This is a genomic window from Nonomuraea mesophila, from assembly GCF_004352805.1.
Taxonomy (GTDB): domain Bacteria; phylum Actinomycetota; class Actinomycetes; order Streptosporangiales; family Streptosporangiaceae; genus Nonomuraea; species Nonomuraea longispora.
Genome location: NZ_SMLD01000080.1, coordinates 1 through 25,122, shown reverse-complemented (window position 1 = coordinate 25,122; position 25,122 = coordinate 1). Strand labels below are relative to the sequence as shown.

Here is a 25,122-nt window from a genome sequence, read left to right as displayed (position 1 = left end):
CGCACCACGCGGACCCTCGCCTCGCGGCGTTGTGTTGGCGACGCAATCTGGTTTACGATACAAACCAGTTTGTGATAGCGAGGAGTTTGCAGTGGTAGACGACGACCGGACGGCGGATCCCGAGGAGATGCTCCGCGTCATCGAGGAGCAGCGCGCCGCCACCACGAGATGGCTCTACGGCGACCCGCTGCTGCTCTACGCGCCCTGGGGCGTGGCCTGGCTGCTCGGCTTCACCGCGTTCTTCCTGCACTACGGGCTGGACGGCCGGTCGTACGCGCCGATCTCCCAGATGCAGGCGCTGGCGGTGCTGATGTGCGCGCAGCTCATGGCAGCCGCGATCGCCGCGATCGGCATCGTGCGGATGAACAACCTCGTCCGGGGCGACAGCACGGCCCGCGGCGCGATGTACGGCTACGCGTGGATGGCCGGCATGATCCTCATGGTCGTCATCTGCCTCCGGATGGGTCCCCTGCTGCCGTCCGACGAGACCGGCCTGCTCTGGGCGGGCACGTCGCTGCTGGTGGTGGGCGTGCTGCACATGGCCGGCGGCGCGCTCTGGCTCAACTGGCCGATGTTCTTCATCGGGGCCTGGGTCGCCGCCGTCAACGCGGTGGGCGTGCTGCTCGGCGCCGGCTGGCACGCCCTGCTGACGGCCGTGCTGCTGGGAGGCGGCTTCGTCGTGGCCGGGGTGTGGCTGCGGAGGCGCCCGGCGTGAGCGCGGACAAGACGCCCCCCGACCTCGACCCGGTGATCCACGCACAGGCCAGGCTGCGGGTGGTCGCCACGCTCAACGTGCTCGCCGACGGCGACGAGATGGCCTTCGGTTCCATGAAGGAACTGCTCGGCATGACCGCAGGCAACCTGTCGGTTCACCTGACCAAGCTGGAGGAGGCCGGATACGTGCGGATCACCAAGACCCACAAGGGCCGTACGCCTGTCACGTTCGTGGCGCTCACCAGGCGCGGGCGGCTGGCCTTCGAGGAATACACCATACAGATCCGAGCCCTGCTCGACAACGCCGGGCTCGACAACGCCGGAGGCGTCACATGACCGTCATCGCCCGAGCGGCCGAGGTCACCCGCCGCTACGGAGACGTGCTCGCTCTCGACCGCGTCACGCTCGACATCCGCGCAGGCGAGATCGTCGGGCTGCTCGGCCCCAACGGCGCGGGCAAGTCCACCCTCATCAACCTGTTCGTGGGACTGCGCCGCCCGACCTCCGGCACGGTCACGCTGTTCGGCGGCTCGCCGCAGGACCCGGCCATGCGGCGGCGCATCGGGATGACCCCGCAGGAGACCGGGCTGCCTGAGACGTTACGCGTAGGGGAGATCATCGACTTCGTCTCGGCGCACTTCCCCGAGCCGTGCGACAAGGACGAGCTGCTGGCCCGCTTCGGTCTGAGCGACCTCATCAAGCGGCAGGTCGGCGGCCTGTCCGGCGGCCAGAAGCGGCGCCTGGCCGTAGCGCTGGCCTTCACCGGCAACCCCGAGCTGGTCTTCCTCGACGAGCCGACGACCGGGCTCGACGTCGAGGCAAGGCGCTCCCTGTGGGACGGCATCGCCTCCTTCCACGAGGAGGGCGGCACCGTGCTCGTCACCAGCCACTACATCGAGGAGATCGAGGCGCTGGCCAGGCGGGTCGTCGTCGTCGGCCACGGGCGCGTGCTGGCCGACGACACGATGGAGTCCGTACGCGGCATCGTGGGGGTGCGGCGCGTCTCGTTCACCGCCGATCTGCCCGACCCGGAGGGGCTGCCGGGCGTGCTCGGCGCCGAGCGCGCCGGCGACGGCCGGATCAGCCTGGTGACCACCGAACCCGACCGGCTGGTCGTCGAGCTGGTGACGGGCGGCACCCCGTTCACCGGCCTCGAGATCAAGCCCACCACGCTCGAAGAGGCGTTCCTCGCCATCACCTCGAAGGAGGTCGCGCATGTCTAGCCTGGTCGCCGCGCACACCCGCTATCTCATGATCGAGCAGTTCAGGGTGCCCATCGGGCTTCTGGCCAGCGCGCTGTTCCCGTCCCTCTCGATGGTGGTGTTCGTGGTGCCGATGGCGGGCGACCAAGCGCAGGCGGCCACGATGGCGTCGGCGTCGATGATGTTCTTCGGCGCGACGTCGGGGGCGCTCATCGGGCTCAGCATCGCCGTCGCCATGGAGCGCGAGCAGCCGTGGAACCCCTACCTGCGCACGCTTCCCGCGGGCCCGTTCCCCCGCTTCGCCGGGCGGATGGTGTCGACGCTGGCCGTCATGCTGGCATCGGTGGTGCCCGTGCTGCTGGTGGCGGCGTTCCTCACGGAGGCGACGATCACACCGCTCAGGCTGCTGGCCGGGCTGGGCGCGCTGGTCGTCTGCGGGATCCCGTTCATGCTGATGGGGTTGTTCCTCGGCTACATGCTGACGTCGAAGGCCGTCGTCGCGGTGTCGCAGCTGCTGTTCTTCCCGCTCGCGATCCTCGGCGGGCTGCTGCTGCCACCGGCCTACCTGCCCGACTTCATCGCGGTCGTCTCACCGTACACGCCCACGAGAGGCGCGGCCGAGCTGCTGTGGGCGGTGACGGCGGGCACCAGCCCCGATGTGGTCTCGGTGATCATGCTCGCCGTGTGGACCCTGGCGGCGGCGGTGGCCGCAGGATGGGCCTACCGCCGCGACGAGGGCCGCCGGTTCTCCTGATATGGGGGGTGTGCCGCCGAGTCCGCAGCGATCTCAACGGCACACCCGTCCATGAGGGGGTCCTGTTATTTCTTCTCTTCGAGGGTCACGGTGGCCTCGCCGGCCTTCCCGTCCCTCATATATGTGATCTTGACCTCTTGGCCGGGTTTGAAACCTCTGACCTGTCCCACCACAGTATCTCCGCCGTCAACCGCCTTCCCGGCGATCTTGGTGATGAGGTCGCCCTCCTGCAGACCGGCCTTCTCCGCCGGGCTGCCCGCGGTGACCTGCCTGATCAGGGCGCCCGGCACGTCGCCGGTGGCGTCGGTGACGCTCACGCCGAGGAAGGCGTGGGTGACCTTGCCGCTGGTGATGAGCTGCTCGGACACCTGCTTGGCGGTGTTGACCGGGATGGCGAAGCCGACGCCGCCGCCGGCCGCGTCGGAGGCGATCGCGGTGTTGATGCCGACCAGTTCGCCCGCGGCGTTCACCAGCGCGCCGCCGGAGTTGCCCGGGTTGATCGAGGCGTCGGTCTGGATCGCCCCGCCGATCGTGGTGCCGCTGCTCTCCTGGCTCTGCTGGGGCCAGGACGGGGGAAGCTGCTGGCGCGGCTCGTCGCCGGTGGTCAGCGTACGGTCGAGCGCGCTGACGATGCCCGCCGTGACCGAGCCGGCCAGGCCGAGCGGGCTGCCGATGGCCAGCACGGCGTCGCCCACCTTGAGCTTGTCGCTGTCGCCGAGCGTGGCCTTGGCCAGCCCCGAGACGCCCTCCGCGCGGATGACTGCGAGGTCGGTGGCGGGGTCGGTGCCGACCGTGGTGGCCTTGGCCGTCTTGCCGTCGCTGAACTTGACGGTCATCTGCCCGCCGCGGGGCTCCACCACGTGGTTGTTGGTGAGGATCAGGCCGTCCTCCGACAGCACGACCCCGGAGCCCTCACGGGTCTGACCCTTGATCATCACCACGGTCGGCTGCACCTTCGCCGCGACGTCGGCGACCGTCATCGGGTCGGCGGCGGGCTTGAAGACGGGGCTCGGCGTGCTGGACTCGGCCACCGGCTCAGGCTGGAACGAGGTGGCCACGGCGGCGCCCACGACGCCGCCGCCGACGGCCACCGCCGCCAGGGCCAGCCCGGCGATGGCCTTCCTGCCGGCGGAGAACCCCGGCTTCTTCGGCGGCGCGGGGGGCGGCGGAGCCGGCTGCTCCATCCTGTGCGTGTCGCGCGGGGGGAAGCCCCCGGCGGACGGCGGGGCGGCGCCGAACTGGCTCCACCCGCCGGAGCTCTGCTCGCGAGGCTCGTTCGCGTCCATCTGTCATCTCCCTCAAGTCCCGATGACTCAAGAGTGCCAAGTCTCGCGTAAGAGCTGTTTAAGGCCGTGATCGGCGATGTCAGAAGGCCGTTGACATGTGGTTTATCACCGCTGGTCAAGGGCTGGTCGCATGGAGCGAGATCGTGGAGGATTTTTTCCGCCACGGGGTGCCGCGGCACCGTGGGAGCCGCGGCACGCATGCGGGAGGTTGTGACCGGACCTTTACATTCGCGCCGGCCAGTACTCGTCGCGCAGCAGGCGTTTGTAGAGCTTGCCCGTCGGATGACGGGGAAGGCGCTCGCGGAAGTCCACCGACCTCGGGCACTTGTAAGGGGCGAGGTGTTCCCGGCAGTACGCGATCAGCTCCGCCTCCAGCCCGGGGCCCGCCTCCTCCATGGACGCCGGCTCCACCACGGCCTTGACCTGCTCCCCCATCTCCTCGTCCGGCACCCCGAACACCGCGACGTCGGCGACCTTCGGATGCACCGACAACACGTTCTCGGCCTCCTGCGGGTAGATGTTCACGCCGCCCGAGATGATCATGTACGAGCGGCGGTCGGTGAGGTGGAGGAAACCGTCGTCGTCGAGGTAGCCGATGTCCCCCAGGGTCGTCCAGCCCCTCCCCCGCGGGTCCTGGGCCGAGCGGGTCTTGTCAGGGTCGCCGTGGTACTCGAAGCGGCCGCCGTTCTCGAAGAAGATCGTGCCGTGCTCGCCCGGCGGCAGGTCGTCGCCGTTCTCGTCGCAGATGTGCACGATGCCGAGCAGGGAGCGGCCGACCGTGCCCTTGTGCCGCAGCCAGTCCTCGGAGCCGACGTAGACGAAGCCGTTACCCTCGGTGCCGGCGTAGTACTCGTGGATGATCGGGCCCCACCAGTCGATCATCTTTTCCTTGACGGGGACCGGGCAGGGGGCGGCGGCATGGATCGCATACCTAAGCGAGGAAATATCGTATTTTGCCCGGGTTTCCGGCGGCAGCTTGAGCATCTTGATGAACATCGCCGGCACGAGCTGCGAGTGCGTCACCCCGTACCTCTCCACCAGCGCCAGGTACTGCTCCGGGTCGAAGCGTTCCATCACCACGACCGTCGCGCCGAGCTGCTGGAACGTCAGGCAGTAGCGCAGCGGCGCGGCGTGATGGAGCGGCGCCGGCGAGAGGTAGACGCTGTCGGACGACGGCGCGAACAGCGCCTCGATGAGCTTGAGCAACATCCCGGGCTCGGTGAGCGGACCGTGCGAGGAAGCGGGCTTGACGCCCTTGGGGCGCCCCGTGGTGCCGGAGGAGTAGAGCATGTCCGCCCCGAGGCACTCGTCGGCTATGGGCGTGACCGGCTGACCGGCGACCGCCTCCTCGTAGGACGCGAAGCCCTCGGCCACGCCGTCCAGCATGAGCCGCAGCTCGACCCCCGGCGTGGCCTCGGTGACGGAGGTGGCGACGCCGGCCAGGTCGGCGCTCGAGATGAACACCCGGGCGCCGCAGTTGCCGACGATGTAGGCCAGTTCGTCGGCCTGCAGGCGCGAGCCGACCGGCGTGTAGTAGAGGCCCGAGCGGTGCGCGGCCCAGGCGATGGCCAGGAAGAGCGGATGGTTGGCGAGCATGAAGGCGATGTGGTCGCCCGGCCGCAGTCCCGCCGCGCGGAACAGGTGGGCCAGCCGGTTTGATTCCTCGTCCAGTTCGCGGTAGGTGAGAACCTTCCCGGAGCCCGCCATGATCACAGCGGGCTTGTCTGGGGTGGCTGCTGCGATGGCTCCCGGATACATGAACAGAACAGTATTCGGTTGCTCGGCCACCACGCCAGAACCCCGGCTCGCGGGCTTCTGGCGTGGTACGGCGAAGCCGCGGCCTCGTCGTCGAGGCCGCGGCTCGTGGGCGGGCGCGTCAGGCGGCCGCGTGGAAGACGTTCCGCCAGCCGCTGTGGCGGCCGGTCGAGTGGTGGTGGTTGCCTCTGATCACGTCCACGTAGATGCGGGCGGCGTCCTCGGCGTGGAAGGAGAAGTGCCTCGGGTGCCTGCCGCAGTTACGGAACTGCTCGACGTACGAGGAACCGTTCTCACGCACGACCTTGAACGTTTCCCACGCACACTTGCTGCGGCCCTGCCATTTGTGGTTCGAGAGGGTGCTGTGCACGGTGTAGGAACGCTCGTAACGCCACTCCCACACGTGCTTCTTGATTTTCTTCACGACCCACTTGCAGTGCTTGTGGCCCTTGGAATCCTCCCAGCACACGCGCTTCTTCACCGGAACCCACTTCACGTACCAGTGCTTGACGCGCTTCTTGTCGACCGACACGTGGCCTGACGCCTTGGCCTTGTGGTCGGTGGAGTAATAAGATCCCCAGCTCACGTGGTACGAGCGGGTGTCGGATGCCGTGCTGCCCGCCGTCGCGTTCGCGGCGGCCGGAGCGATGAGCGCCACCAGGACGGTGGCGACGACGCCGAGCATGATTCGCGTAAGGAATCGCACTTGGGCCTCCTCGGGAGAGGTTTTGCTGACCCCGTTTTAATACGCCCGGCCGATTGCGCACCGCTTACAAATGGCTTGCCGTTCGAAAGGAATTGATCGTCCGTTATTCCCGGCCGCCACACCCGTTTCTCAATATCATTCCGCGGGAATCACGGAGCCGGCGTACTTCTGCTGGATGAAGTCCTTGACCCGCTGGTCCCGCAGCAGCTTGCCGAGGGTCACGATGTTCGCGTCCTTCTCGTGGCCCGCCCGCACGACCAGGCCGTTGACGTACGGGTTGCCCTGGGTCTTCTCCAGCACCAGCGCCTGCGACGCGGGCTTGAGCCCGGCCTCGATCGCATAGTTGCCGTTGACCACCGCGGCGTCGACGTCCTCCAGCGAGCGCGGGAGCTGCGCGGCCTCCAGCGGCTGGAAGCGCAGGTTCTTCGGGTTCTCCGTCACGTCGCGCTCGGTGGCGGCGGTGCCCGCGCCATCCTTCAGCTTGACCACGCCGTTGTCGGCCAGCAGCTTGAGCGCGCGGCCCAGGTTGGTGGCGTCGTTCGGTACGGCCACCGTGGCGCCCGCGGGCAGCGCCTTCACGTCGGTGATCTTCTTGGAGTACAGGCCGAGCGGCTCCAGGTGGACCGGCGCGGCGAACGCCAGCTCGGTGCCCTTGGAGGAGTTGAAGTCGTCGAGGTACGGCTTGTGCTGGAAGTAGTTCGCGGTCAGCAGGCCCTCGTCGAGCTGGGTGTTGGGCTGCACGTAGTCGGTGAACTCCACGACCTCCAGCTTGAGGCCGGCGGCCGGGGCCAGGTTGTCCTTGACGAAGCCGAGGATCTCGGCGTGCGGCACCGGGCTGGCGCCGATCTTGAGCACGTCGTCGGCCGACTCGGCGGCGGTCGTGGCGGACTGCGACGTACCACATGCGGTAAGCGACAACGCCAGCGCAACCACACCCACAATGCGACCAAATTTCATGATTTTCCCTTACTTGTGCGATAGGCGCCTGGCGACCCAGTCGCCCAGGCTCTGCAGGAGTTGCACGATCACGATGAGCACCACGACGGTGACGATCATCACCAGCGTCTCGAACCGCTGGTAGCCGTACCGGATGGCCAGGTCGCCCAGCCCGCCGCCGCCGATCGTGCCGGCCATGGCGGAATAGCCGATGAGCGCGACCACCGTGACGGTCAGGCCCGCCACCAGGCCGGGCAGCGCCTCGGGCAGGAGCACCTTGCGCACGATCGCGGCGCGGCCCGCGCCCATGGCCTGGGCGGCCTGCACGACGTCCGTACCGACCTCCCTGAGCGCCGTCTCGACCAGCCGCGCGAAGAACGGCACCGCGCCGACCGTGAGAGGCACCACCACGGCGGCGGTCCCGATCGTGGTGCCGACGACGAGCCGGGTGAACGGGATGATGGCGATCATCAACACGATGAACGGCAGCGAGCGCCCGATGTTGACCACGAACCCGAGCGCCGACTTCAGCGCCGGCACGGGCCGCAGCCCTCCGTGGTCGAACACCACGAGCGCCACGCCGAGCGGCAGCCCGAGCAGCGCGGTGAACAGCGTCGACCAGCCGACCATCAGCGCCGTCTCCACGGTCGCCGGCCACAGCAGCGGCAGCAGTTCTTCCCAGGTCATGCGGCCCTGCCTTCCCGGGTCTCCCCCGCGACCTCGACGATCAGCCCGGAGTCACGCAGGTAGGCCAGCGCCGCGCCGGAGTCGGCACCGTCGAGCACGACGCGCAACCGGCCGGCCTGGCCGCTCGCCAGTTCCTGGATCGAACCGCCCATGATGCTCACGTCCACGTCGAACTTGCGCACGACCTCCGACACGACCGGCCGGCCCGGGTCGCCGGTGAACGTCAGCGTCACCGTGCCGGCCTGGGCGGGCTCGGGCAGCGGGAAGATCTCCCTGGTCAGGCGGGATCCGGGCGTCCTGATGAGGTCGGCGATGGCCCCCGACTCCTCGATGCGGCCCTCCGCCATGATGGCGACCGAGTCGCAGACGGTCTTGACGACGTCCATCTCGTGGGTGATGAGCAGGATCGTCAGGCCCAGCTCGGCGTTGAGCCGCTTGAGCAGGGCGAGGATCGACTGGGTGGTGGCCGGGTCGAGCGCGGAGGTGGCCTCGTCGGACAGCAGCACCGACGGGTTGCCCGCCAGCGCCCTGGCGATGCCGACGCGCTGCTTCTGCCCGCCGGACAGCTGGTGGGGGCGGTCCTTGCCGCGCCCGCCGAGGCCGACGAGCTCCAGCAGCTCGGCGACCCTGCGCCGGCGCTCGGCCCTGGGCACGCCCATGACCTCCAGCGGGAAGGCGACGTTGCCGGCGACCGTGCGCGAGGAGAGCAGCGCGAAGTGCTGGTGGATCATGCCGATGCGCTGCCTGGCCCGGTTCAGCTCGCGATCGCCCAGCGCGGTCAGGTCCTGGCCCGCGACGGTGACGGTGCCCGCGGTGGGGCGTTCGAGCAGGTTGACGCAGCGCAGCAGCGTGCTCTTGCCGGCGCCGCTCCGGCCGAGCACGCCGTGGATCTCACCTTCGCGCACGTGCAGGTCGACGCCGTCCAGGGCGACGGTGGCGCTATAGTGCTTGCGCAGGCCGGAAGCGTGGATCACGGATCATCCCACCACTGAAGGGCGGCCGCCGTCGGGGGCCGCGGAAACGTACAGGATCGAACGGGGAGCCGCAGGCGTTCAGCGCATGCCGGGGTGGAAGGGCCGATGGCTCAGCCTGCGCAGCACGTAACCGGGTGTGATCATGACGACCTTCGAGGAGAACGGGCGGACGGGGATGCTCTAACGGGCCGGCATTCGCCCCATACGCATGCGACAACACGCGACGCCCCGCAGGGCGCCCTGGTCGTTCGCGTATGCCTCGTTCACGCCCGTGCCAACGACGCCGTGAGCCCGCCCTATTCCGGCGCGTCACCGTGAGTTACGTCACGCTCCCGCGAGAGACATCTCTGGCGATGCGGCGACGGTCATGGTTGCCGCCGGGCGCGTCACGGAGAACCGGCCCGTGCCGCGCCACGGACGACAGCGGCCCCATGATCACGGGGCCGCTGTCGTCCGGCGAACTGCGCGAGCGGGCGGGTCAGGCCGCCACGGAGGAGGCGACCTGGGCCGGGGTGAGCGCCAGATCCAGCACCTCGCGCACGTCACTGACCGTGTGGATGGTCAGCTCGTCGCGGACCTCCTCAGGCACGTCGTCCAGATCCGGCTCGTTGCGGGCCGGGATGAGGACGGTCGTGATGCCCGCGCGGTGCGCGGCCAGCAGCTTCTGCTTGACACCGCCGATCGGCAGCACCCGCCCGGTGAGCGAGATCTCGCCGGTCATGGCCACGTCGCCGCGGACGAGCCGCCCCGACAGCAGCGAGGCCAGCGCGGTCGTCAGCGTCACACCGGCCGAAGGGCCGTCCTTCGGTACGGCGCCCGCGGGGAAGTGCACGTGGACCGAGCGGTCCTTCAGCGCGGTGACCGGCAGCTCCAGCTCCGCGCCGTGCGAGCGGAGGTAGGACAGCGCGATCCTGGCCGACTCCTTCATCACGTCGCCGAGCTGGCCGGTGAGCGTGAGCCCGGTCTCGCCGGTCTCCGGGTCGGCCATCGACGCCTCCACGTAGAGCACGTCGCCCCCGGCTCCGGTGACCGCCAGGCCGGTGGCCACGCCCGGCACGGAGGTGCGCTGGCGGGACTCCGGCAGCGACGACTCCGGCACGAACTTCGGCCGCCCGATGTAGCCCACCAGGTCGTCGTCGCCGACCGTGACCGGCAGCTCGTCCCTGGCCGCCACCTTGCGCAGGATCCTCGCGACCGCCCGCTCCAGGGAGCGCACGCCCGCCTCGCGGGTGTATTCGGCGGCCAGCCTGCGCAGCGCCGCGTCGTCGACGGTGACCTCCTCGGCCGTGAGCCCGGCCAGTTCGAGCTGCCTGGGCAGCAGGTGGTCGCGGGCGATCGCGACCTTCTCGTCCTCGGTGTAGCCGTCGAGGGTGACGACCTCCATCCGGTCGAGCAGCGGCCCGGGGATGGCCTCCAGGACGTTGGCCGTGGCCAGGAACAGCACGTCGGACAGGTCGAGCTCGACCTCGAGGTAGTGGTCGCGGAACGTGTGGTTCTGGGCCGGGTCGAGCACCTCCAGCAGGGCGGCCGTGGGGTCGCCGCGGTAGTCGGCGCCGACCTTGTCGACCTCGTCGAGCAGGACGACGGGGTTCATCGAGCCGGCCTCGCGGATGGCTCGGGCGATGCGGCCGGGCAGCGCGCCGACGTAGGTGCGCCGGTGGCCGCGGATCTCCGCCTCGTCACGTACGCCGCCGAGCGCGACGCGGACGAACGTGCGGCCCATCGCCCGGGCCACGGACTCGCCCAGCGAGGTCTTGCCGACCCCGGGAGGGCCTGCCAGCGCGAGCACGGCGCCGCTGCGGCGGCCGCCCACCACGCCGAGGCCCTTGTCCTGGCGGCGCTTGCGCACGGCCAGGTGCTCGATGATGCGGTCCTTCACGTCGGACAGGCCCGTGTGGTCGGCGTCGAGCACGGCCCTGGCGCCGACGATGTCGTAGTTGTCCTCGGTGCGGTCGTTCCACGGGATGTCGAGGATCGTGTCGAGCCACGTGCGGATCCACCCGGTCTCCGGCGACTGGTCGGGGGTCCGCTCCAGCTTGTCGACCTCCTTGAGCGCGGCCTCGCGCACCTTCTCCGGCAGGTCGGCCGCCTCCACGCGGGCGCGGTAGTCCTCCTCCTCGGTCTCGGAGTCGCCGTTGAGCTCCTTCAGTTCCTTGCGCACCGCGTCGAGCTGCTGGCGCAGCAGGAACTCGCGCTGCTGCTTCTCCATGCCCTCCTGGACGTCCTTGCGGATCGTCTCGGCGACGTCGAGCTCGGCGAGGTGCTCGCGCGACCACTCGACCAACCTGGCCAGCCGGTCGGCCGGATCGGCGGCCTCGAGCAGCTCGACCTTCTGCGCCGTGCTCAGCCAGGGGGTGTAGCCGGAGCTGTCGGCCAGCACGGAGGGGTCGTCGATCTGGTTGACCTGGTCGACCACCTGCCAGGCGCCGCGCTTCTGCAGGATCGTCGTGGCCAGCGATTTGTACTCCCTGGCCAGCTCATGGGCGCGCTCGCCGGCGGCGACGGTGTCGATCGTGTCGGCCTCGACCCACAGGGCCGCGCCGGGGCCCGTCGTGCCGGTGCCCACGCGGACACGGTCGACGCCGCGCACCACGGCGGCCGGCTCGCCGCCGGGCAGCCTTCCGACCTGCTCGACCACCGCCTGCACGCCGATGGCGCCGTAACGGCCGTCGATGCGGGGAACGAGGAGGACCCGCGGTTTGTTGCCATCGGATGCGCGGGCCGCGTCTATGGCAGCGCGCACGTCGGAGTCGGACAGGTCCAGCGGAACCACCATGCCCGGCAGGACGACCTCGTCGTCGAGCGGCAGGACCGGAAGGATCAAGCTCTCACTCATGCGAACTCCAAAGGGTTGAGTACACCTGACTCAATTCATCGGAGCCTCGGATTGTTCCCTTCCTTGCCGATGTTCGCTCACGGCGATCGTAATCATGTAATCAGATACCTGAGGGCGACGGTGGAATCAACCCCTGGTGTGACGCGGCGCATGTGGGCCCGACCGTATCCTTGACCAGGCGATCTCCGTCCAACGCGCCCGCGACGGAGGCCGACGCCGCGCCCGGCGACGAGAACGTCAGGGGTGACTCGCCGAGGTGGAGCGACGGGCGAGCCAGCAGCGAACGACTGGAACCTCCAAGCTCAGCTGCCGATCGATGAGCAGTTCACCTACCTCACCGCTCTGGCGGTCGCGTTGCTCGTGGCGCTGCGCGACCGGTGGCCGCTGGCCGCGTGGCGGGTCGCCTTCGTGTCGATGCCCCTCGTCCTCTGGGTGCCAAGACGGCCGGACCGCCAGAAGCCCTTCCCTACACGTCCCCCGTGATCGTGGCCTACCTGCTGGTCCTCTACTCCGTGGCCCTGCGTTGCGGCCGGCAGATCACCTGGGTCGTCTGCATCCTCACGGCCCTCACCGCCCGGATCGCCGCCCGGCCGACAGACCCGTCACTCACTCCAGCAGGCGCCGAGTCAGCGCGGATCTTCCTCCATGGAGCCCCCCAGGCGTCTATCGACGCCTGGAGTTCCGCAGGTCATGCGCTCCGAAACGGGTTATCCGCGCTTTGCCGGCCCGTCGGCTGGGGGTACTCGCAGCCGGCGATTGGTCACTGTGCTGCGACGACCCGGGCTTGACGGACCCGTTGACGTGTGCGGCGGTGCGGGCGGCAACGTCCATGTCGTCGTCCAGGTCGTCGTCGGTGATGACGCCGGCGATGTCCGGCCGGCCGCTGGGCTTGAGCACCGGGTGGCCTCGGTCAGTACGGGAGTTCGCCTGTCAGATGCTGGTGACGCAGTTGGAGATGACGATGTCGGCAGCGGCCGCGGACAGTGGGACGTCATCGATGTGGCCGTGCGGGAACTCCACGTTGTTCACTCCTGCCTGCTCGGCGCTGGTGCGAGCCGGGGCGAGCATGTCCCGGCCGTAGATCCGGCCAACGGGCCCACGGGCGTCCTCCATAAGATAGGATCATTAAGAAACATCCGAAAGATCCTATAGAGGTGGACATTGACAACAGCCAAAGAACGCGACTTCGTCGAGCGTTACGCCTTGTTCTTCGCGTCGACGACGGGCGTCTCGCGTACCGCCGGCCGCCTGCACGGCTGGCTGCAGGTCTGCGACCCACCGCATCAGTCCCTGACCCAGCTGGCCGACGTCGTCGAGTTGAGCAAGGCCTCGGTGAGCCCGATGATCCGGCAGCTGGAGCAGCTGCAGTTCGTCGAGCGTGCCCCGATCCCCGGCACGCGGGAGCACTACTACCAGCTCAAGGGGAGCGGGGACGCGTCGCGCATGATCGAGGACCGCGGCAAGTTCTTCGCCTGGGGCCGCCAGCTCGCCGAGCTCGGCCTGGAGGCCGTCGGGGAGGATCCGGCCAGGCGGGAGCGGCTGGAGGAGTTCCTGGACCTTTACACCTTCATGGAGGAGGAATTCGGTGCACGACTCATCTCAGAGTGGGAGAAGTATCGCCAGGACCGGCGCGCCGCGCGCCACCGAGATGGCTGATCCGATCCGGCTGTCCGGCCTGGTCAAGGTCTACGGAACCACCCGCGCCCTGGACGGCCTGGACCTGACCGTGCAGGCCGGCGAAGTGCACGGGTTCCTCGGGCCCAACGGTGCCGGTAAGACCACCACGATCCGCATCCTGCTCGGCCTCCTGCGCGCCGACGCGGGCAGCGCGGTGCTCCTGGGCGGCGACCCCCGCAAGAACGCCGTGGAACTGCACCGACGCATCGCCTACGTGCCGGGCGACGTCACCCTGTGGCCTGCGATCACCGGCGGCGAAGCGATCGACCTGCTCGGCCGGCTGCGCGGCGGCCTCGACGCGCGGCGCCGTGCGAGCCTGCTCGACCGCTTCGACCTGGACCCGGCCAAGAAGGCCCGCACCTACTCCAAGGGCAACCGTCAGAAGGTCGCCCTGGTCGCCGCGCTGGCCTCGGACGCCGAGCTGCTCATCCTCGACGAGCCGACCTCCGGGCTGGATCCGCTGATGGAGGCGGTCTTTCAGGACTGTGTGCGCCAGGTCAGCAACGAGGGCCGCACCGTCCTGCTGTCCAGCCACATTCTCGGCCAGGTGGAGGCGCTGTGCGACCGGATCACGATCATCCGGCGGGGCCGCACCGTGGAGAGCGGCACGCTGGCCCAGCTGCGGCACCTCACCCGGACCACCATCGAGATCGACACCGTCGAACCGCTCATCGGGCTGGAGACCCTGCCCGGTGTCCACGACGCCCACATCGAGGGCACCCACGCCAGCTTCGACGTCGACGCCGAGCACCTTGATACCGCGATGCGGCACGTGACCGGCTTCCGGCTGCGCGGGCTGGTCAGCCGGCCGCCCACGCTGGAGCAGCTGTTCCTGCGCCACTATGACCAGCGGCCCACCACCGAAGGAGCTTCACGATGAGCACCACCGCCCCGGTCCCGGCGGGTGGCGCCGTGACCGCGGCCGGTACGCTGGCGCGCTTCATCCTTCGCCAGAACCGGCTGCGCCTCCCGCTGTGGATCCTGTTAGCCGGTGGGCTCGTCCTGGGAAACGCCGGCACCTACGCCGACCTGTTCAGCGCCGACCAGGCACTGGCCGACCGGGTGGACGCGGTGCTGCACAACCCGGCGGTGCTGGCGGCGACCGGTCCCGGATACGGACTGGCGGAGGCCACGGTGGGCAACCTCGGTCCTCTCGTGGCCAACGACAGCTCCTCGGTCTTCATCCTGGCCGCGCTGATGAGCGTGCTGCTGGTGGTGCGGCACACCCGGGCGGAGGAGGAGAGCGGGAGCACCGAGCTCGTCCGCGCGGCCGCGGTCGGTCCGCACGCCCCGCTGGCCGCGGCTCTCGCGGTCGCGGCGGCCGCCAACGTGGCGCTCGGGCTGGTGCTGGCCGCCGGGCTGGCCGGGATGGGCCTGCCCGTGACCGGATCGGCGGCCTTCGGGTCGAGCGTCGCCGCAGTGGGCATGGCCTTCGCCGCGATCGCCGGCGCGGTCGGCCAGCTCATCCAGCACAGCCGGGCGGTCACCGGCATCACGCTCGCCGGCGTGCTCGGGCTGTCTTTCGTGCTGCGCGGCATCGGCGACATCTCCGGTGGTGCTCTGTCCTGGTCGTCCCCGATCGGGTGGGCGCAGGCGATGCGGCCCTACGCGCAGGAGCGGTGGTGGCCGCTGCTGTTCCTGGTGGCGCTCGCCGCCGCGGGAGTTGCCGCCGCGTTCCTGCTCGGCGCCCGCCGAGACTTCGGCGGCGGGTCACTGCGGCCCCGGCCCGGACGCGCGCGCGCCTCCGCCCGGCTGCGCGGCCCCTTCTCCCTGGCCGTACGGCTGCAGCGCGGCACACTTGGCGCCTGGACTACGGGGGTGTTCGTGCTGGGCCTGTTCGGCGGCGGCATGGTGAGCGCGCTGGACGCCGCCCAGACCGTGCAGAGCGACGTCTACCGGCAACTGTTCGGCGGCGGGGGCTCAGAGCGGTTCGCCGACCACGTGTTCGTCTACTACCTGCGGCTGATGGCCCTGTTCACCTGCGTGTACGCAGTGCTGAGCGGGTCACGCGCGCGGGCCGAAGAGGGCTCGGGGCGTGCCGACGCCGTGCTGGCCGCGGCCGTCTCACGCCACCGGTGGGTCCTGACCCAGCTCGCGGTCGCCGTCGCGGGCAGCGCCGTAGTGCTGCTGTCGGCCGGTCTGGGCACCGGGCTCGCCTACGGTGCGGCTACCGGAGAGGCGGCGCAGGTGCTGCGGCTGGTTGCCGGCGCGCACGTCCATCTGCCGGCGATCGCGTTGCTGACAGGCGTCGCGTTCCTGCTCTACGGCCTGGCGCCCCGGTGGTCGGGGCTGGTCTGGGCGGTCGTGGCGTACGCGTTCTTCGCCTCGCTGTTCGGGCGGGCGCTGGGGCTGCCCGGCTGGCTGCTCGGCTTGTCCGTCGTAGAGCTGAGCCCCGACTACCCCGAAACCACCGCCGGGCCGACGGCGCTGATCGTCCTGACGGCGGTCGCACTGGCGCTGACGGTGGCGGCCGTACGCGGCTTCGAACGCCGGGACCTGCACCCCGACATCTGACCTCGACCTCCGCGCAGCAGCCGGCGCGAGGAGACGGTTTCTCGTGTGCCCGGCGTCGCTCAACACGATCAACAAGTGGGCGGCCGGCGTCGGTGACACCCTGGCGCTCGAGCTGATCGTCGAAGACATCGGCTTGAGCCTGCCGGTCATCGCCGCCCCCGCCGTCAACGGCGCCCAGGCCGCCCACCCTGCCTTCGAACATGACGCCGACACACCAAGCCGCCGGGGTCGCCATGCTGTACGAACCCGGTGTCTGGGAGCCCGCGCCGGCCCGGAGCGGCGGCGCGCCGTTCGCCGGGGAACGCCGGTTACGTCGCCAGGGCGGCGGCGATCCGGTCTTCGGCCCACGGCACCATGAGGAAGCCGCGTTTGACGGTCAGCACCTGCACGCCGGCCGTCCAGGAGTGGATGCCGGGGATCGAGGCGAGCGTGCGGGAGGTGAAGTGGTGGATGTCGGCCGTGGTCGGCACGATCACCTCGCACATGAGCGAGGCCTGCCCCAGCATGGAGGCGATCATCCGTACGCCGCGCTCGCCGGACAGGCGTTCGGCGACGCTGTCCTGCATGCTGGGCTCGACCGACAACCAGAACAGGATCTCGGCCTCGTAGCCGAGGGCGGCGGCCGGGATGAACGTGGCCACCGTGGCGCAGCCGCATTCCAGCATGCTCTCCAGCCGCCGCCTGGCCGTGCTCTCGCTGATGCCGAGGCGGCGCCCGACCGACTGGAAGCTGGCCCGGCCGTCCTCCCGCATCGCGGCCAGCACCTCGCGGTCGACGTCGTCGAGGTGGCCGCGCCCGCACGTGCGGGCGCGCGGCGGCACCGCGAACGACGCCGCCTGCTCCCCCAGCACCGGAACGCTCCAGTCGTAGCTGACCTTGTACGTGTGCAGCACCAGGTCGGCGCTGCTCTGCTGGGCGCCGGGGACGGCGTGCACGAACTCGACCAGCATCGAGTAGAGGTCGCGGTCCTTGGGCGCGACCAGCTCGAAGACGATGTCGTAGCCGCCGGTGACGATGGTGACGTAGCGGATGTCGGGGTTGGCCGCGAGCAGCCCGGCGACCCGCAGCTGGCTTCCGGGCGCGCAGGTGAGCCGCACGATGAAGGTGTTGACGGGGCCGTCGCACTCCAGGTGCGGCAGCACCGCCACGCGGGCCAGCCCCGCCGCGAACAGCTGCTGGGCCCGCCGCGCCACCGTGGTGGTGGAGATGCCGAGCAGCTGGGCGATGTCGGTCCAGCTGGCCCTGCCGTTCACGTGCAGCGCGGCGAGTATTTTGCGGTCGAGGTCGTCGAGATCTTCCATCGGTGGCATCATCGCGCGTTCAGGACCGTTCGCGCACCCTGGACAGGAAGTCACGGACGGTGGCCTCCCACAGCTCGGCCTCCTCGACCTGCGGCGAGTGGCCCGATCGTTCGAAAACGCGCAGCTCGGCGTCGGGGATGAGCGCGGCGATGGTCTCGCTGCACTCGACGGGGGTGATCCAGTCGTGCCGCCCGACGGTGATCAGCGTGGGGGCGGTGATGCCGGGCAGGAGGTGCTTGATGTCGTAGCCGGGCTGGTTCACGGCGAAGGCGTAGTTGTGCGTCCGGTAGTGGTAGGGCGTGGCGGCCGCCCGCTGTTCCACCTTGGCCGGATCGTAGTCGTGGTCGTAGAGCGGCAGGATCTCCCGCCAGCAGTCGCGCAGGTCGTCGTCGTCGCGTACGGTGCCGGACATGATCCGGTCGAGCTTGGCCGGGTCGATGCGCACCCGGGACGAGGCGGCGGCGTTGCGGACGGCCGGCTCCTGGTTGGCGTTGTCGGCCGAGGTGTCGCGGAGCACGACGGCGCTCACCCGGCCGGGGTGGCGGGCGGCGTACTCCATGGCGATGAAGCCGCCGTACGAACCGCCCGCGACGATCACCTGCTCGGCGCCGAGCCAGCGGCGCAGGCCCTCGACGTCGGCGACCCACTGCTCGTGGGTGAACGGCCCCGCCTGGCCGCTGCCGCCCGAGCCCCTGGCGTCGAAGACGACGACGCGGTAGGCGTCGGCGAGCCGCCCGAAGCTGGCCCGAGGCTCGGCGAGCGAGCCGAGTCCTGGGGCGCCGTGGTGGGCGATGATCGTCTGCTCGCCGTCGCCGAGGATCTCGACGTTGAGCGGGTTGTCGTTGATGTCGACGAACACAGGCTGCCTTTCAGATGATGACGTCGGTGAGCTCGCGCGGGTACGCCGTGAGCCGGCGCGGCCCGCTCTCGGTGACCAGGACGGTGTCCGAGATGCGGTAGCCGGCGTGGCCCGGCACGTAGACGCCGGGCTCGCTGGACAGGATCATGCCGGGGGCCAGTTCGGTGGCGTCGCCGTCGGACAGCCATGGCGGCTCGTGGAAGCCGAGCCCGATGCCGTGCCCCTGCCGGTGGCGGATGTGCTCGGCCAGCCCGGCCTCCTCGATGACCTTCAGGCAGCGGCGGTTGGCCTCCTCGCAGGTGGTGCCGGCGACGAGCGCCTCGGTGCCGGTCTCCTGCGCCTCGCGGACGGCCTCGTAGTAGCGGGCCTGCCGCGGGCTCGGCTCGCCGATGACGAACGTGCGCTCGCTCTCGACGAACCTGCCGCCGACGGCGCAGCCGAGCGAGAGCATGAACGTCTCCCCCGTGCGCAGCCGGTCTCCGCCGGGCAGGCGGTGCGGCTGGGCCGAGTTGGGGCCGCCGTAGACGAGGCCGCCGGTGAGCATGGGCACGACGACGACGTCCGTGTGCCCGGCGTACATGAGGGAGCTGCCGTGGGAGATGACGTGGGAGGCCAGCTCCGTCTCGGTGGGCAGGTCGCCGCCTGCCTCGACGGCCGCCCTGACCAGCTCGACGCCGGCCTCGATCATCGCGTCGGCGATGCGGGCGGCCTCCTCGTGCAGGGCGATCTCCTCGGGGAGTTTGCGCAGCCGTACGCGGCCGACCGCGTTGGAGGCCGACCAGCGGGTGCCGGGGAACGCCTCGGCCAGTGCCTGCGCCCTGGCGACGCTGGTGGAGGGCGCGTACGCGGCCTGGCCCGGCGCGCGCACGTGCCCGGCCAGCACCGCGAACGGCGACCTGACGCCGGGGAACTCGGGATAGGCGACGATCTCGGCCCGCGCTCCCTGGTCCGCGGCGTACTCCCGTTCCAGGTCGGGCACGAGCAGCACCGGGTCTCCGTCGAGCGGCAGCCAGCAGGCGACCGGGCGTTCGTTCGGGAAGTGGTGGAAGCCGGTCAGGTAGGCGACGTCGAGCGGGTCGTCGAGCACCATCGCCGCCAGGCCCTCGGCGGACATCTCGGCCCGGACCCGGCCGAGTGCTCCGGCGTAGAAGGCGCCGGGCAGCTTCTGGGAGAAGGTCATGCATCGCTCCTGTGGTTGCGCGCGTCGTTGTAGGCCACGGAGAGCAGGGTCGTGGACAACACCAGCAGCAAGATCGCCGCCGATGGGAAGAGGGTGGTCCACCAGGCGGAGGCGAGGGAGCCCGACTGCTGCGCCTTGTGCAGGATCGTGCCCCACGACCAGCTGTTCGGGTCGCCCAGGCCGAGGAAGGAGAGCCCGGCCTCGGCGAGCACGGCGCGGGAGGTGGTCAGGACGACGGACACGCCGACGACGGGGACGACGCCGGGCAGCAGGTGCTTGCGGACGATCCACCACGACGAGCCGCCGACGACCTTGGCCGCCGACACGAACGGCATGGGCACGATCGCCAGCGCCTGCGAGCGCACCACGCGGGCCACCTCAGGCCAGCTGAACAGCGCGATGACGACGACCAGTGTGCGCACGCTCGGCCCGGCCAGCGCCGCCACCAGGATCATCAGCGGCAGCATGGGCAGCGACAGGGACAGGTCCACCAGCACGCCGAGCGGCGTGTCGAGCCGCCTGAAGTAGGCGGCGCTGACGCCGATCAGCAACCCGATGACGATGGCCAGCACGGACGCGCTGAGGCCGACCGCCATGCTGACCCGGGTGCCCCACACGACCTGGGCGAACACGTCCTGCCCGATGTCGTCGGTGCCGAACCAGTGCGCGGCCGACGGCGGCTGCGAGGTGTCGGAGCCGTACCCCTCGGGGAAGGGCGCGAGCAGCGGCGCGAGGACGGCGACCAGGGACAGCAGGAGGAGCACGGCCCCGCTGCCCACGCCGAGCGGGTTGCGGCGGAAGGCGGACCAGGTCCGCTGACGGGGGGTGAGCTCGACCGTGGTCATGAGGTACGCACCCTGGGATCGAGGATTCCGTAGGCCACGTCCGTGATGAGGTTGGCCACCACGACGGCGGCGGCGAGCAACACGAACGCGCCCTGCAGGACGGGGAAGTCGAGCTGGCCGACCGCCTCGAAGACGGCCCGGCCGATGCCCGGATAGGCGTAGATGGTCTCGGTCAGCACCGCGCCGCCGACCAGGGTGCCGAGCTGGAGGCCGGCGATCGTGGTGGTCGGCAGCAGCGCGTTGCGCAGGGCGTGCTTCCACACGACCTTGCCCGGTTTGACGCCCTTCGCCTTGGCCAGCGACACGTAGTCCTCGCCGAGCGCGTCGATCAGCGTGGTGCGCATCGTCAGGACGTAGCCGCCGAGCTGGATGAGCACCAGCGACAGGCACGGCAGCACCAGGTGGTGCAGCATGCTGAGGGTGGCGGCGAAGCCGGTGGCGTCGAGGTCGACCGCCCCGCCGATGGGGAACCAGCCGAGCCAGACGCCCAGCACGTACATGAGGAAGATGCCGACGCTCGGCACGAACAGCGACTGCGCGGTGACGCCGGTGAGCTGGATCACGCGGTCCATCCAGCCCTTGGCCCGGGTGGCGGCGAGCACGCCGAGCGGAATGCCCAGCGCGATCGTCACCACCATGGCCGAGATCGTCAGGATCAGCGTCCAGGGCAGCCGCTCCATGAGCACGGTGGTCACCGGGACCGACTGCCGGAACGACATGCCGAGGTTGCCCTGCAGCAGCTGCCCGAGATAGTTGAGGTACTGCACGCCGAGCGGCTGGTCCAGGCCGAAGTCGGCGAGCAGCTTCCGGCGCAGTTCCTCGGTCATGTTCGGGTCGGCCACGGCCAGTACCGGGTCGCCGGGCAGCAGGCGCACCAGGAAGAACGTGACCGTGACCGCGAACCAGAGGGTGAGCAGGCCGCGGGCCAGCCGGATGCCGATGAACCGCATGGGATCAGCCCGCCGGCTTCGCCGCGGCGAGGGAGAGCGGGTTCAGGATGGACAGCAGCTCACTCGGCATCGGCTTGAAGCCGGTCCACTTCGTGGAGTGGGCGATGTTGAACGTCTCCACGTAGAGGACGTTGTCGTAGACCTGGTCGTGGATGATCCTGGCGGCCTCCTGGACCGGCTTCCTGGCCTCCTCCTGGGTGAGCGCCCGCTGGGCCTGGTCGATCAGGTCGTCCAGCTTGGGGTCGCTGACCTGGGCGTAGTTGATGAACCCGCCGGTCTTGAAGGCGAGGCCGAGGTTGGCGGGCGGGTTGTCCATGACCGCCCACGAGCCGGCGTAGATGTCGAAGTCCCGCTTGGCGGTCTTGTCGAGGTAGGTGTTGCGCTCCAGGCCCTGCAGCTTGATCGTGATCCCGGCCTTCTTCGCCGCGTCGCGGACCATGGGGGCCCAGCGGGCGATGTTCGGGTCGGCCTGGTCGTAGATCATGTTCAGGCTGAGGTTGCTCACGCCCGCCTCCGCCAGCAGTTTCTTGGACTGCTCGGGGTCGAAGGCGTACTCCTTCGCCGCGGGGTCGGCGTAGTCGGGCAGCGAGGGGGTGAGCACGCTGGAGTTGGACGACTTGGCGTAGCCCTTGAGCGCGATCTTCCTGATGGCCTCGTAGTCGACGGCGTGCGCGAGCGCCCTGCGGACGCGGACGTCGTTCAGCGGCTTGCGCTTGGTGTTGTACTGCAGGTGCGCCCAGCCCAGCGACGGGATCTCCTGGAGCTTGACCTTCGGGTCGTTCTTCAGCTCGGCCGCGGTGGCGGGCGGCAGCACGTTGCCGATGAGGTCGATCTCGCCGTTGCGCAGGGCCAGCACCTCGGTGTTCACGTCGGGGAAGACCCGGAAGACGACCTCCTTGACCGCCGGCTTGCCGGGGCCGAAGTCGTCGACGCGTTCCATGATGTAGCGCTGGCCGCGCTCGACCTTGGTCAGCTTGAACGGGCCCGCGCTCACCCAGTCGGAGTCGTTGGCGAACTTCTGCACGCTGGGCGCCTTCTCGAACACGTGCTTGGGCACGATCGGCAGCCAGAAGCCGACGTTGTCCAGGAACGTGCCGTCCGGGCGGCTGAGGGCGAACTCGACCTCGGTGGGCGAGACGGCCTTCGCCTTGTCCAGCGCCGTGATGAGCCCGGCGACCACGCCGAACTTCTCCTTCTGCACCGCCGTCACCGAGAACACCACGTCGTCGGCGGTGACCGGCTTGCCGTCGGACCACTTCATGTCGTCGCGCAGCTTGACCGTGGCGGTCTTGCCGTCGTCGGAGTAGGACCACTCCGTCGCCAGGTAGGGGACGCGCTTGCCGTCGCCGTCCATCTGGGTCAGGTGCGGGTACATCAGGCTGGTGACCCACGAGTCCGTACGGCTGTTGCCGACCAGCGGGTTGTAGTTGACCACGTCGGCGGTGGTGCCGATGGTCAGCCGGCCGGCCTCGGCGGGCGCGCCGGACCCGCCGGTCGACTCCGACGAGCCGGGCACGCTCGGGGCGCACGCGGCGGACAGCGCGACGGCCAGAGCGGCCAGCGCACCCAGGACGGTGGCACGTCTCATCAGATCCAGACCTCTTCCAGCACGCGCATGACGTTGCCGCCGACCACCTTGGTGATCTCCTCGTCGGAGTAACCGTGGGTGACCAGCCAGGCGATGATGTTCCAGAAGCACTCGGCGGGGTTCTCCAGGCCGTCGACGTACGGCACCTTCTCGTAGGCGATGCCGGCGTGCGCCTCGTTGAGCGACAGGTGCTCGGCGAACGTGTCGTGCAGTCCGACGTGGTCGCCGAAGAGCGTGTCGGGGCCGAACGCGACGTGGTCGATGCCGACCAGGTCCACACAGTACGTGAAGTGGTCCATGACCGACTCCAGGCTGTGACGGGGGTGGTCGGGCGACAGCGTCGTGTGCGGGGCCGCCTCCAGGCCGATCACGCCGCCGCGCTCGGCCGCCGCCTTGATGACGGAGTCGGGCTTCATGCGGTTGGTCGGCCAGACCGCGCGGGCGCCCGCGTGGGTGATGAGGATCGGCTTGGAGGAGTGGCGGATGGTGTCGAGCGAGGTCTGGTCGCCGGAGTGGGAGACGTCGATGGCGATGCCCAGTTTGTTCATGCGGCGCACGGCCTTCTCGCCGAACAGGGTCAGGCCGCCGTCGCCGCGCTCCTTGAGGCCACTGCCGAGGGTGTTGGCCTCGCTGTAGGCGATGCCCATCTGCCGTACGCCGAAGCCGTACAGCATGTCGATCCTGTCGACCTCGTTCTCGATCATGGTGGCGGCCTCGAGGGCGAGCACGAGGCCGATGCGGCCGCTGGAGTGCGCCTCGTGCACGTCGGCCAGGCGCTCGACCTTGATGACGTAGTCCTGGTGGGCGAGGTCCGACAGGCGCATGCCGATGTCGGCGACCACGTCGTTCCACTTCCAGCCGGCCTGGCTGGTGATGCAGCAGGTGCCGTCCATGAGGTTGTCGAAGACGACGGTCATGCCGGAGCGGGCCAGGCCCTCGTAGCCGGTGTGGTGGCGGGCGGTGCGGTTGTAGTCGACGGTCTGGCGGATGTCGTCGGGGAACACCGACGGGTGGTCGTGCAGGGAGACGACGAGGTTGTCGGTCAGCAGGCGGCGCGCGCGCTCCGACTGCTCGGTGGTGAGCTCGGGCCCCTGGTACGCGGGGACCCGGCCGAGTTCGGGCGCCAGGTCGAACGCGCGGTAGTCGGTGCCCGCCTCCAGGTATTGGTAGGAACGGTAGCCCTTGTAGCTCTTCGCGGCTTCCAGCACTTGGTATCCCCTCTTGTCCGATTGCCGGAAGTTTGCCAGGATCGGGCGCATAAGACAACATCGATGGTGTTTTTCGGCGTCAGAAGAGAATCACACGCCATCATTCGGCACAGTGAATCGATCGGCGCAGCGAGGAAGGGGTGCGGTGGGCGAGTCACCGGTTCTGGAGATCCGCGACCTCCACGTCACGTTCACCGCGCGCGGGCGGGAGATCCACGCGGTACGCGGGGTGGACCTGACCATCGAGCGCGGCCAGACGCTGGCCCTGCTCGGCGAGTCGGGCTCGGGCAAGTCCGTCACCGCCAAGGCCGTCATGGGGCTGCTCGACCAGCCCGGCGTGGAGGTGCGCTCGGAGACCGCCCGGCTCGGCGGACGCGACCTGCTCGCCATGTCCGCCGAGGAACGCCGGGCGCTGCGCGGCAGCGCCATGACCCTGGTCTTCCAGGACGCCCTGTCGGCGCTCAACCCGGTGCTCAGCATCGGCGACCAGATCGGGGAGCTCTTCCGCGTGCACCAGGGGCTGTCCCGCAAGGAGGCGAGGGCACGCTCGGTCGAACTGCTCGACCTGGTGGGCATCCCGGCGGCGGCCACCCGGATCGGCGACTACCCCCACCAGTTCTCCGGAGGCATGCGGCAGCGCATCCTCGTCGCCATGGCGGTGGCGCTGGAACCCGACCTGATCATCGCCGACGAGCCGACCACCGCCCTTGACGTCACCGTGCAGGCACAGATCCTGGAGCTCATCGACCGGCTGCGGCGCGAGCTCGGCACCGCCGTCCTGCTCATCACCCACGACCTGGGAGTGGCCGCCGAGGTCAGCGACCGGGTCGCGGTGATGTACGCGGGCCGGATCGTGGAGAGCGGCCAGGCCGAGGAACTGTACGACCTGCCGGCCCACCCGTACACGGCCGCGCTGCTCGCCGCCGTGCCCGACCTGGACAGGCCGGCGGCGGAGCTGCGCGCCATCCCCGGGGCGCCGCCCAGCCCCGCGCTCACCCCGCCCGGATGCTCGTTCGCTCCTCGCTGCGAGCGGGCGAGCGACGTGTGCACCGGCACCCGCCCGGTGCTCGCGCCGCTCGGGACCGGAACCGGCCGGTACGCCGCCTGCCACCACGTGAAGGAGATGCTCCATGGCGCCCCCGCCTGAACC

At 70.1% G+C, this 25,122-nt stretch carries 24 protein-coding genes; 9 read left to right on the top strand and 15 right to left on the bottom strand.

Annotated features, from left to right (window positions below; genetic code table 11):
* The first annotated feature begins 91 nt into the window (after window positions 1-91).
* Genes E1295_RS26910 through E1295_RS26895 form a run of 4 tightly spaced genes read left to right on the top strand, consistent with a single transcriptional unit; the run spans window position 92 to window position 2,670 of the window.
* Entirely contained in the window at window positions 92-715 is a 624-nt protein-coding gene (locus tag E1295_RS26910) for a transporter (RefSeq protein WP_132633925.1), read from the top strand.
* Window positions 712-1,050, top strand: a complete 339-nt coding sequence (locus E1295_RS26905) for a transcriptional regulator (protein WP_246080387.1) — start codon at window positions 712-714, stop codon at window positions 1,048-1,050. The genes E1295_RS26910 and E1295_RS26905 overlap by 4 nt, the downstream gene beginning before the upstream one ends.
* Window positions 1,047-1,937 (top strand): ABC transporter ATP-binding protein, encoded by an 891-nt coding sequence (locus E1295_RS26900; protein ID WP_132633921.1) that lies wholly within the window; start codon window positions 1,047-1,049, stop codon window positions 1,935-1,937. The genes E1295_RS26905 and E1295_RS26900 overlap by 4 nt, the downstream gene beginning before the upstream one ends.
* A complete protein-coding gene (locus E1295_RS26895; protein WP_132633919.1) occupies window positions 1,930-2,670 on the top strand; it encodes an ABC transporter permease in 741 nt (246 codons plus the stop codon). The genes E1295_RS26900 and E1295_RS26895 overlap by 8 nt, the downstream gene beginning before the upstream one ends.
* A 65-nt stretch (window positions 2,671-2,735) precedes the next feature.
* On the opposite strand, the gene E1295_RS26890 is transcribed toward E1295_RS26895, so the two are convergent.
* The 7 genes from E1295_RS26890 to lon form a co-directional block, all read right to left on the bottom strand.
* Entirely contained in the window at window positions 2,736-3,956 is a 1,221-nt protein-coding gene (locus tag E1295_RS26890; RefSeq protein ID WP_132633917.1) for a S1C family serine protease, read from the bottom strand.
* Window positions 3,957-4,178: 222 nt separating this feature from the next.
* Window positions 4,179-5,714 (bottom strand): AMP-binding protein, encoded by a 1,536-nt coding sequence (locus E1295_RS26885; RefSeq protein ID WP_132633915.1) that lies wholly within the window; start codon window positions 5,712-5,714, stop codon window positions 4,179-4,181.
* 118 nt (window positions 5,715-5,832) lie between these two features.
* The gene (locus E1295_RS26880; RefSeq protein WP_132633913.1) at window positions 5,833-6,417 is read right to left on the bottom strand and encodes a hypothetical protein; all 585 of its coding nucleotides are present in this window, start codon (window positions 6,415-6,417) and stop codon (window positions 5,833-5,835) included.
* 135 nt (window positions 6,418-6,552) lie between these two features.
* Window positions 6,553-7,374, bottom strand: coding sequence for a MetQ/NlpA family ABC transporter substrate-binding protein (locus tag E1295_RS26875; protein ID WP_132633911.1), 822 nt, complete (start codon window positions 7,372-7,374; stop codon window positions 6,553-6,555).
* 9 nt (window positions 7,375-7,383) lie between these two features.
* Window positions 7,384-8,040 carry a methionine ABC transporter permease gene (locus tag E1295_RS26870; RefSeq protein WP_132633909.1) on the bottom strand — a complete coding sequence of 219 codons (657 nt, stop codon included), beginning with the start codon at window positions 8,038-8,040 and terminating at the stop codon, window positions 7,384-7,386.
* Window positions 8,037-9,014 carry a methionine ABC transporter ATP-binding protein gene (locus tag E1295_RS26865; protein WP_132633907.1) on the bottom strand — a complete coding sequence of 326 codons (978 nt, stop codon included), beginning with the start codon at window positions 9,012-9,014 and terminating at the stop codon, window positions 8,037-8,039. The genes E1295_RS26870 and E1295_RS26865 overlap by 4 nt, the downstream gene beginning before the upstream one ends.
* 478 nt (window positions 9,015-9,492) lie before the next feature.
* Complete coding sequence (gene lon / locus E1295_RS26860) at window positions 9,493-11,850, bottom strand: endopeptidase La (protein ID WP_132633905.1); 2,358 nt, start codon at window positions 11,848-11,850, stop codon at window positions 9,493-9,495.
* A gap of 243 nt (window positions 11,851-12,093) precedes the next feature.
* On the opposite strand from lon, the gene E1295_RS26855 reads away from it, so the two are divergent.
* On the top strand, window positions 12,094-12,333 hold the full coding sequence (locus E1295_RS26855) for a hypothetical protein (protein WP_132633903.1): 240 nt from the start codon (window positions 12,094-12,096) through the stop codon (window positions 12,331-12,333).
* 447 nt (window positions 12,334-12,780) lie between these two features.
* On the opposite strand, the gene E1295_RS48995 is transcribed toward E1295_RS26855, so the two are convergent.
* Window positions 12,781-12,918: a hypothetical protein gene (locus E1295_RS48995; RefSeq protein WP_166427431.1), complete on the bottom strand. Its 138-nt coding sequence runs from the start codon at window positions 12,916-12,918 to the stop codon at window positions 12,781-12,783.
* 93 nt (window positions 12,919-13,011) lie between these two features.
* Between E1295_RS48995 and E1295_RS26850 the strand changes: the two genes are divergently transcribed.
* Genes E1295_RS26850 through E1295_RS48990 form a run of 3 tightly spaced genes read left to right on the top strand, consistent with a single transcriptional unit; the run spans window position 13,012 to window position 16,041 of the window.
* Complete coding sequence (locus tag E1295_RS26850; RefSeq protein ID WP_132633901.1) at window positions 13,012-13,506, top strand: GbsR/MarR family transcriptional regulator; 495 nt, start codon at window positions 13,012-13,014, stop codon at window positions 13,504-13,506.
* Window positions 13,499-14,407 carry an ABC transporter ATP-binding protein gene (locus tag E1295_RS26845; protein ID WP_132633899.1) on the top strand — a complete coding sequence of 303 codons (909 nt, stop codon included), beginning with the start codon at window positions 13,499-13,501 and terminating at the stop codon, window positions 14,405-14,407. The genes E1295_RS26850 and E1295_RS26845 overlap by 8 nt, the downstream gene beginning before the upstream one ends.
* Entirely contained in the window at window positions 14,404-16,041 is a 1,638-nt protein-coding gene (locus E1295_RS48990) for an ABC transporter permease (RefSeq protein ID WP_166427430.1), read from the top strand. Before E1295_RS26845 ends, E1295_RS48990 begins: the two co-directional genes overlap by 4 nt.
* 308 nt (window positions 16,042-16,349) lie before the next feature.
* Here E1295_RS48990 and E1295_RS26830 read toward each other — a convergent pair whose 3' ends face one another.
* From E1295_RS26830 to E1295_RS26800, 7 genes are read right to left on the bottom strand one after another with little or no spacing between them, the layout of a single operon-like run.
* A complete protein-coding gene (locus tag E1295_RS26830; RefSeq protein ID WP_166427429.1) occupies window positions 16,350-17,342 on the bottom strand; it encodes an Lrp/AsnC family transcriptional regulator in 993 nt (330 codons plus the stop codon).
* A 19-nt stretch (window positions 17,343-17,361) separates the two neighbouring features.
* A complete protein-coding gene (locus tag E1295_RS26825) occupies window positions 17,362-18,201 on the bottom strand; it encodes an alpha/beta fold hydrolase (protein WP_132633893.1) in 840 nt (279 codons plus the stop codon).
* 10 nt (window positions 18,202-18,211) lie between these two features.
* On the bottom strand, window positions 18,212-19,381 hold the full coding sequence (locus E1295_RS26820; RefSeq protein ID WP_132633891.1) for a M24 family metallopeptidase: 1,170 nt from the start codon (window positions 19,379-19,381) through the stop codon (window positions 18,212-18,214).
* Window positions 19,378-20,226, bottom strand: coding sequence for an ABC transporter permease (locus tag E1295_RS26815; RefSeq protein ID WP_132633889.1), 849 nt, complete (start codon window positions 20,224-20,226; stop codon window positions 19,378-19,380). Before E1295_RS26815 ends, E1295_RS26820 begins: the two co-directional genes overlap by 4 nt.
* Window positions 20,223-21,176 (bottom strand): ABC transporter permease, encoded by a 954-nt coding sequence (locus E1295_RS26810; RefSeq protein WP_132633887.1) that lies wholly within the window; start codon window positions 21,174-21,176, stop codon window positions 20,223-20,225. The genes E1295_RS26815 and E1295_RS26810 overlap by 4 nt, the downstream gene beginning before the upstream one ends.
* 4 nt (window positions 21,177-21,180) lie before the next feature.
* Window positions 21,181-22,764 (bottom strand): ABC transporter substrate-binding protein, encoded by a 1,584-nt coding sequence (locus E1295_RS26805; RefSeq protein ID WP_132633885.1) that lies wholly within the window; start codon window positions 22,762-22,764, stop codon window positions 21,181-21,183.
* Complete coding sequence (locus E1295_RS26800) at window positions 22,764-23,972, bottom strand: dipeptidase (protein WP_132633883.1); 1,209 nt, start codon at window positions 23,970-23,972, stop codon at window positions 22,764-22,766. The genes E1295_RS26805 and E1295_RS26800 overlap by 1 nt, the downstream gene beginning before the upstream one ends.
* A gap of 145 nt (window positions 23,973-24,117) precedes the next feature.
* Between E1295_RS26800 and E1295_RS26795 the strand changes: the two genes are divergently transcribed.
* On the top strand, window positions 24,118-25,119 hold the full coding sequence (locus E1295_RS26795) for an ABC transporter ATP-binding protein (protein ID WP_246080385.1): 1,002 nt from the start codon (window positions 24,118-24,120) through the stop codon (window positions 25,117-25,119).
* Window positions 25,120-25,122: the final 3 nt, after the last annotated feature.

Excerpts from the sequence above, each read along its gene's own strand:
- E1295_RS26900 (WP_132633921.1), top strand. The coding sequence starts at position 1,047 with ATGACCGTCATCGCCCGAGCGGCCGAGGTCACCCGCCGCTACGGAGAC.
- E1295_RS26895 (WP_132633919.1), top strand. The coding sequence starts at position 1,930 with ATGTCTAGCCTGGTCGCCGCGCACACCCGCTATCTCATGATCGAGCAG.
- E1295_RS26890 (WP_132633917.1), bottom strand. The coding sequence starts at position 3,956 with ATGGACGCGAACGAGCCTCGCGAGCAGAGCTCCGGCGGGTGGAGCCAG.
- E1295_RS26885 (WP_132633915.1), bottom strand. The coding sequence starts at position 5,714 with ATGTATCCGGGAGCCATCGCAGCAGCCACCCCAGACAAGCCCGCTGTG.
- E1295_RS26875 (WP_132633911.1), bottom strand. The coding sequence starts at position 7,374 with ATGAAATTTGGTCGCATTGTGGGTGTGGTTGCGCTGGCGTTGTCGCTT.
- E1295_RS26870 (WP_132633909.1), bottom strand. The coding sequence starts at position 8,040 with ATGACCTGGGAAGAACTGCTGCCGCTGCTGTGGCCGGCGACCGTGGAG.
- lon (WP_132633905.1), bottom strand. The coding sequence starts at position 11,850 with ATGAGTGAGAGCTTGATCCTTCCGGTCCTGCCGCTCGACGACGAGGTC.
- E1295_RS48995 (WP_166427431.1), bottom strand. The coding sequence starts at position 12,918 with ATGCTCGCCCCGGCTCGCACCAGCGCCGAGCAGGCAGGAGTGAACAAC.
- E1295_RS26845 (WP_132633899.1), top strand. The coding sequence starts at position 13,499 with ATGGCTGATCCGATCCGGCTGTCCGGCCTGGTCAAGGTCTACGGAACC.
- E1295_RS48990 (WP_166427430.1), top strand. The coding sequence starts at position 14,404 with ATGAGCACCACCGCCCCGGTCCCGGCGGGTGGCGCCGTGACCGCGGCC.
- E1295_RS26830 (WP_166427429.1), bottom strand. The coding sequence starts at position 17,342 with ATGGAAGATCTCGACGACCTCGACCGCAAAATACTCGCCGCGCTGCAC.
- E1295_RS26820 (WP_132633891.1), bottom strand. The coding sequence starts at position 19,381 with ATGACCTTCTCCCAGAAGCTGCCCGGCGCCTTCTACGCCGGAGCACTC.
- E1295_RS26815 (WP_132633889.1), bottom strand. The coding sequence starts at position 20,226 with ATGACCACGGTCGAGCTCACCCCCCGTCAGCGGACCTGGTCCGCCTTC.
- E1295_RS26810 (WP_132633887.1), bottom strand. The coding sequence starts at position 21,176 with ATGCGGTTCATCGGCATCCGGCTGGCCCGCGGCCTGCTCACCCTCTGG.
- E1295_RS26805 (WP_132633885.1), bottom strand. The coding sequence starts at position 22,764 with ATGAGACGTGCCACCGTCCTGGGTGCGCTGGCCGCTCTGGCCGTCGCG.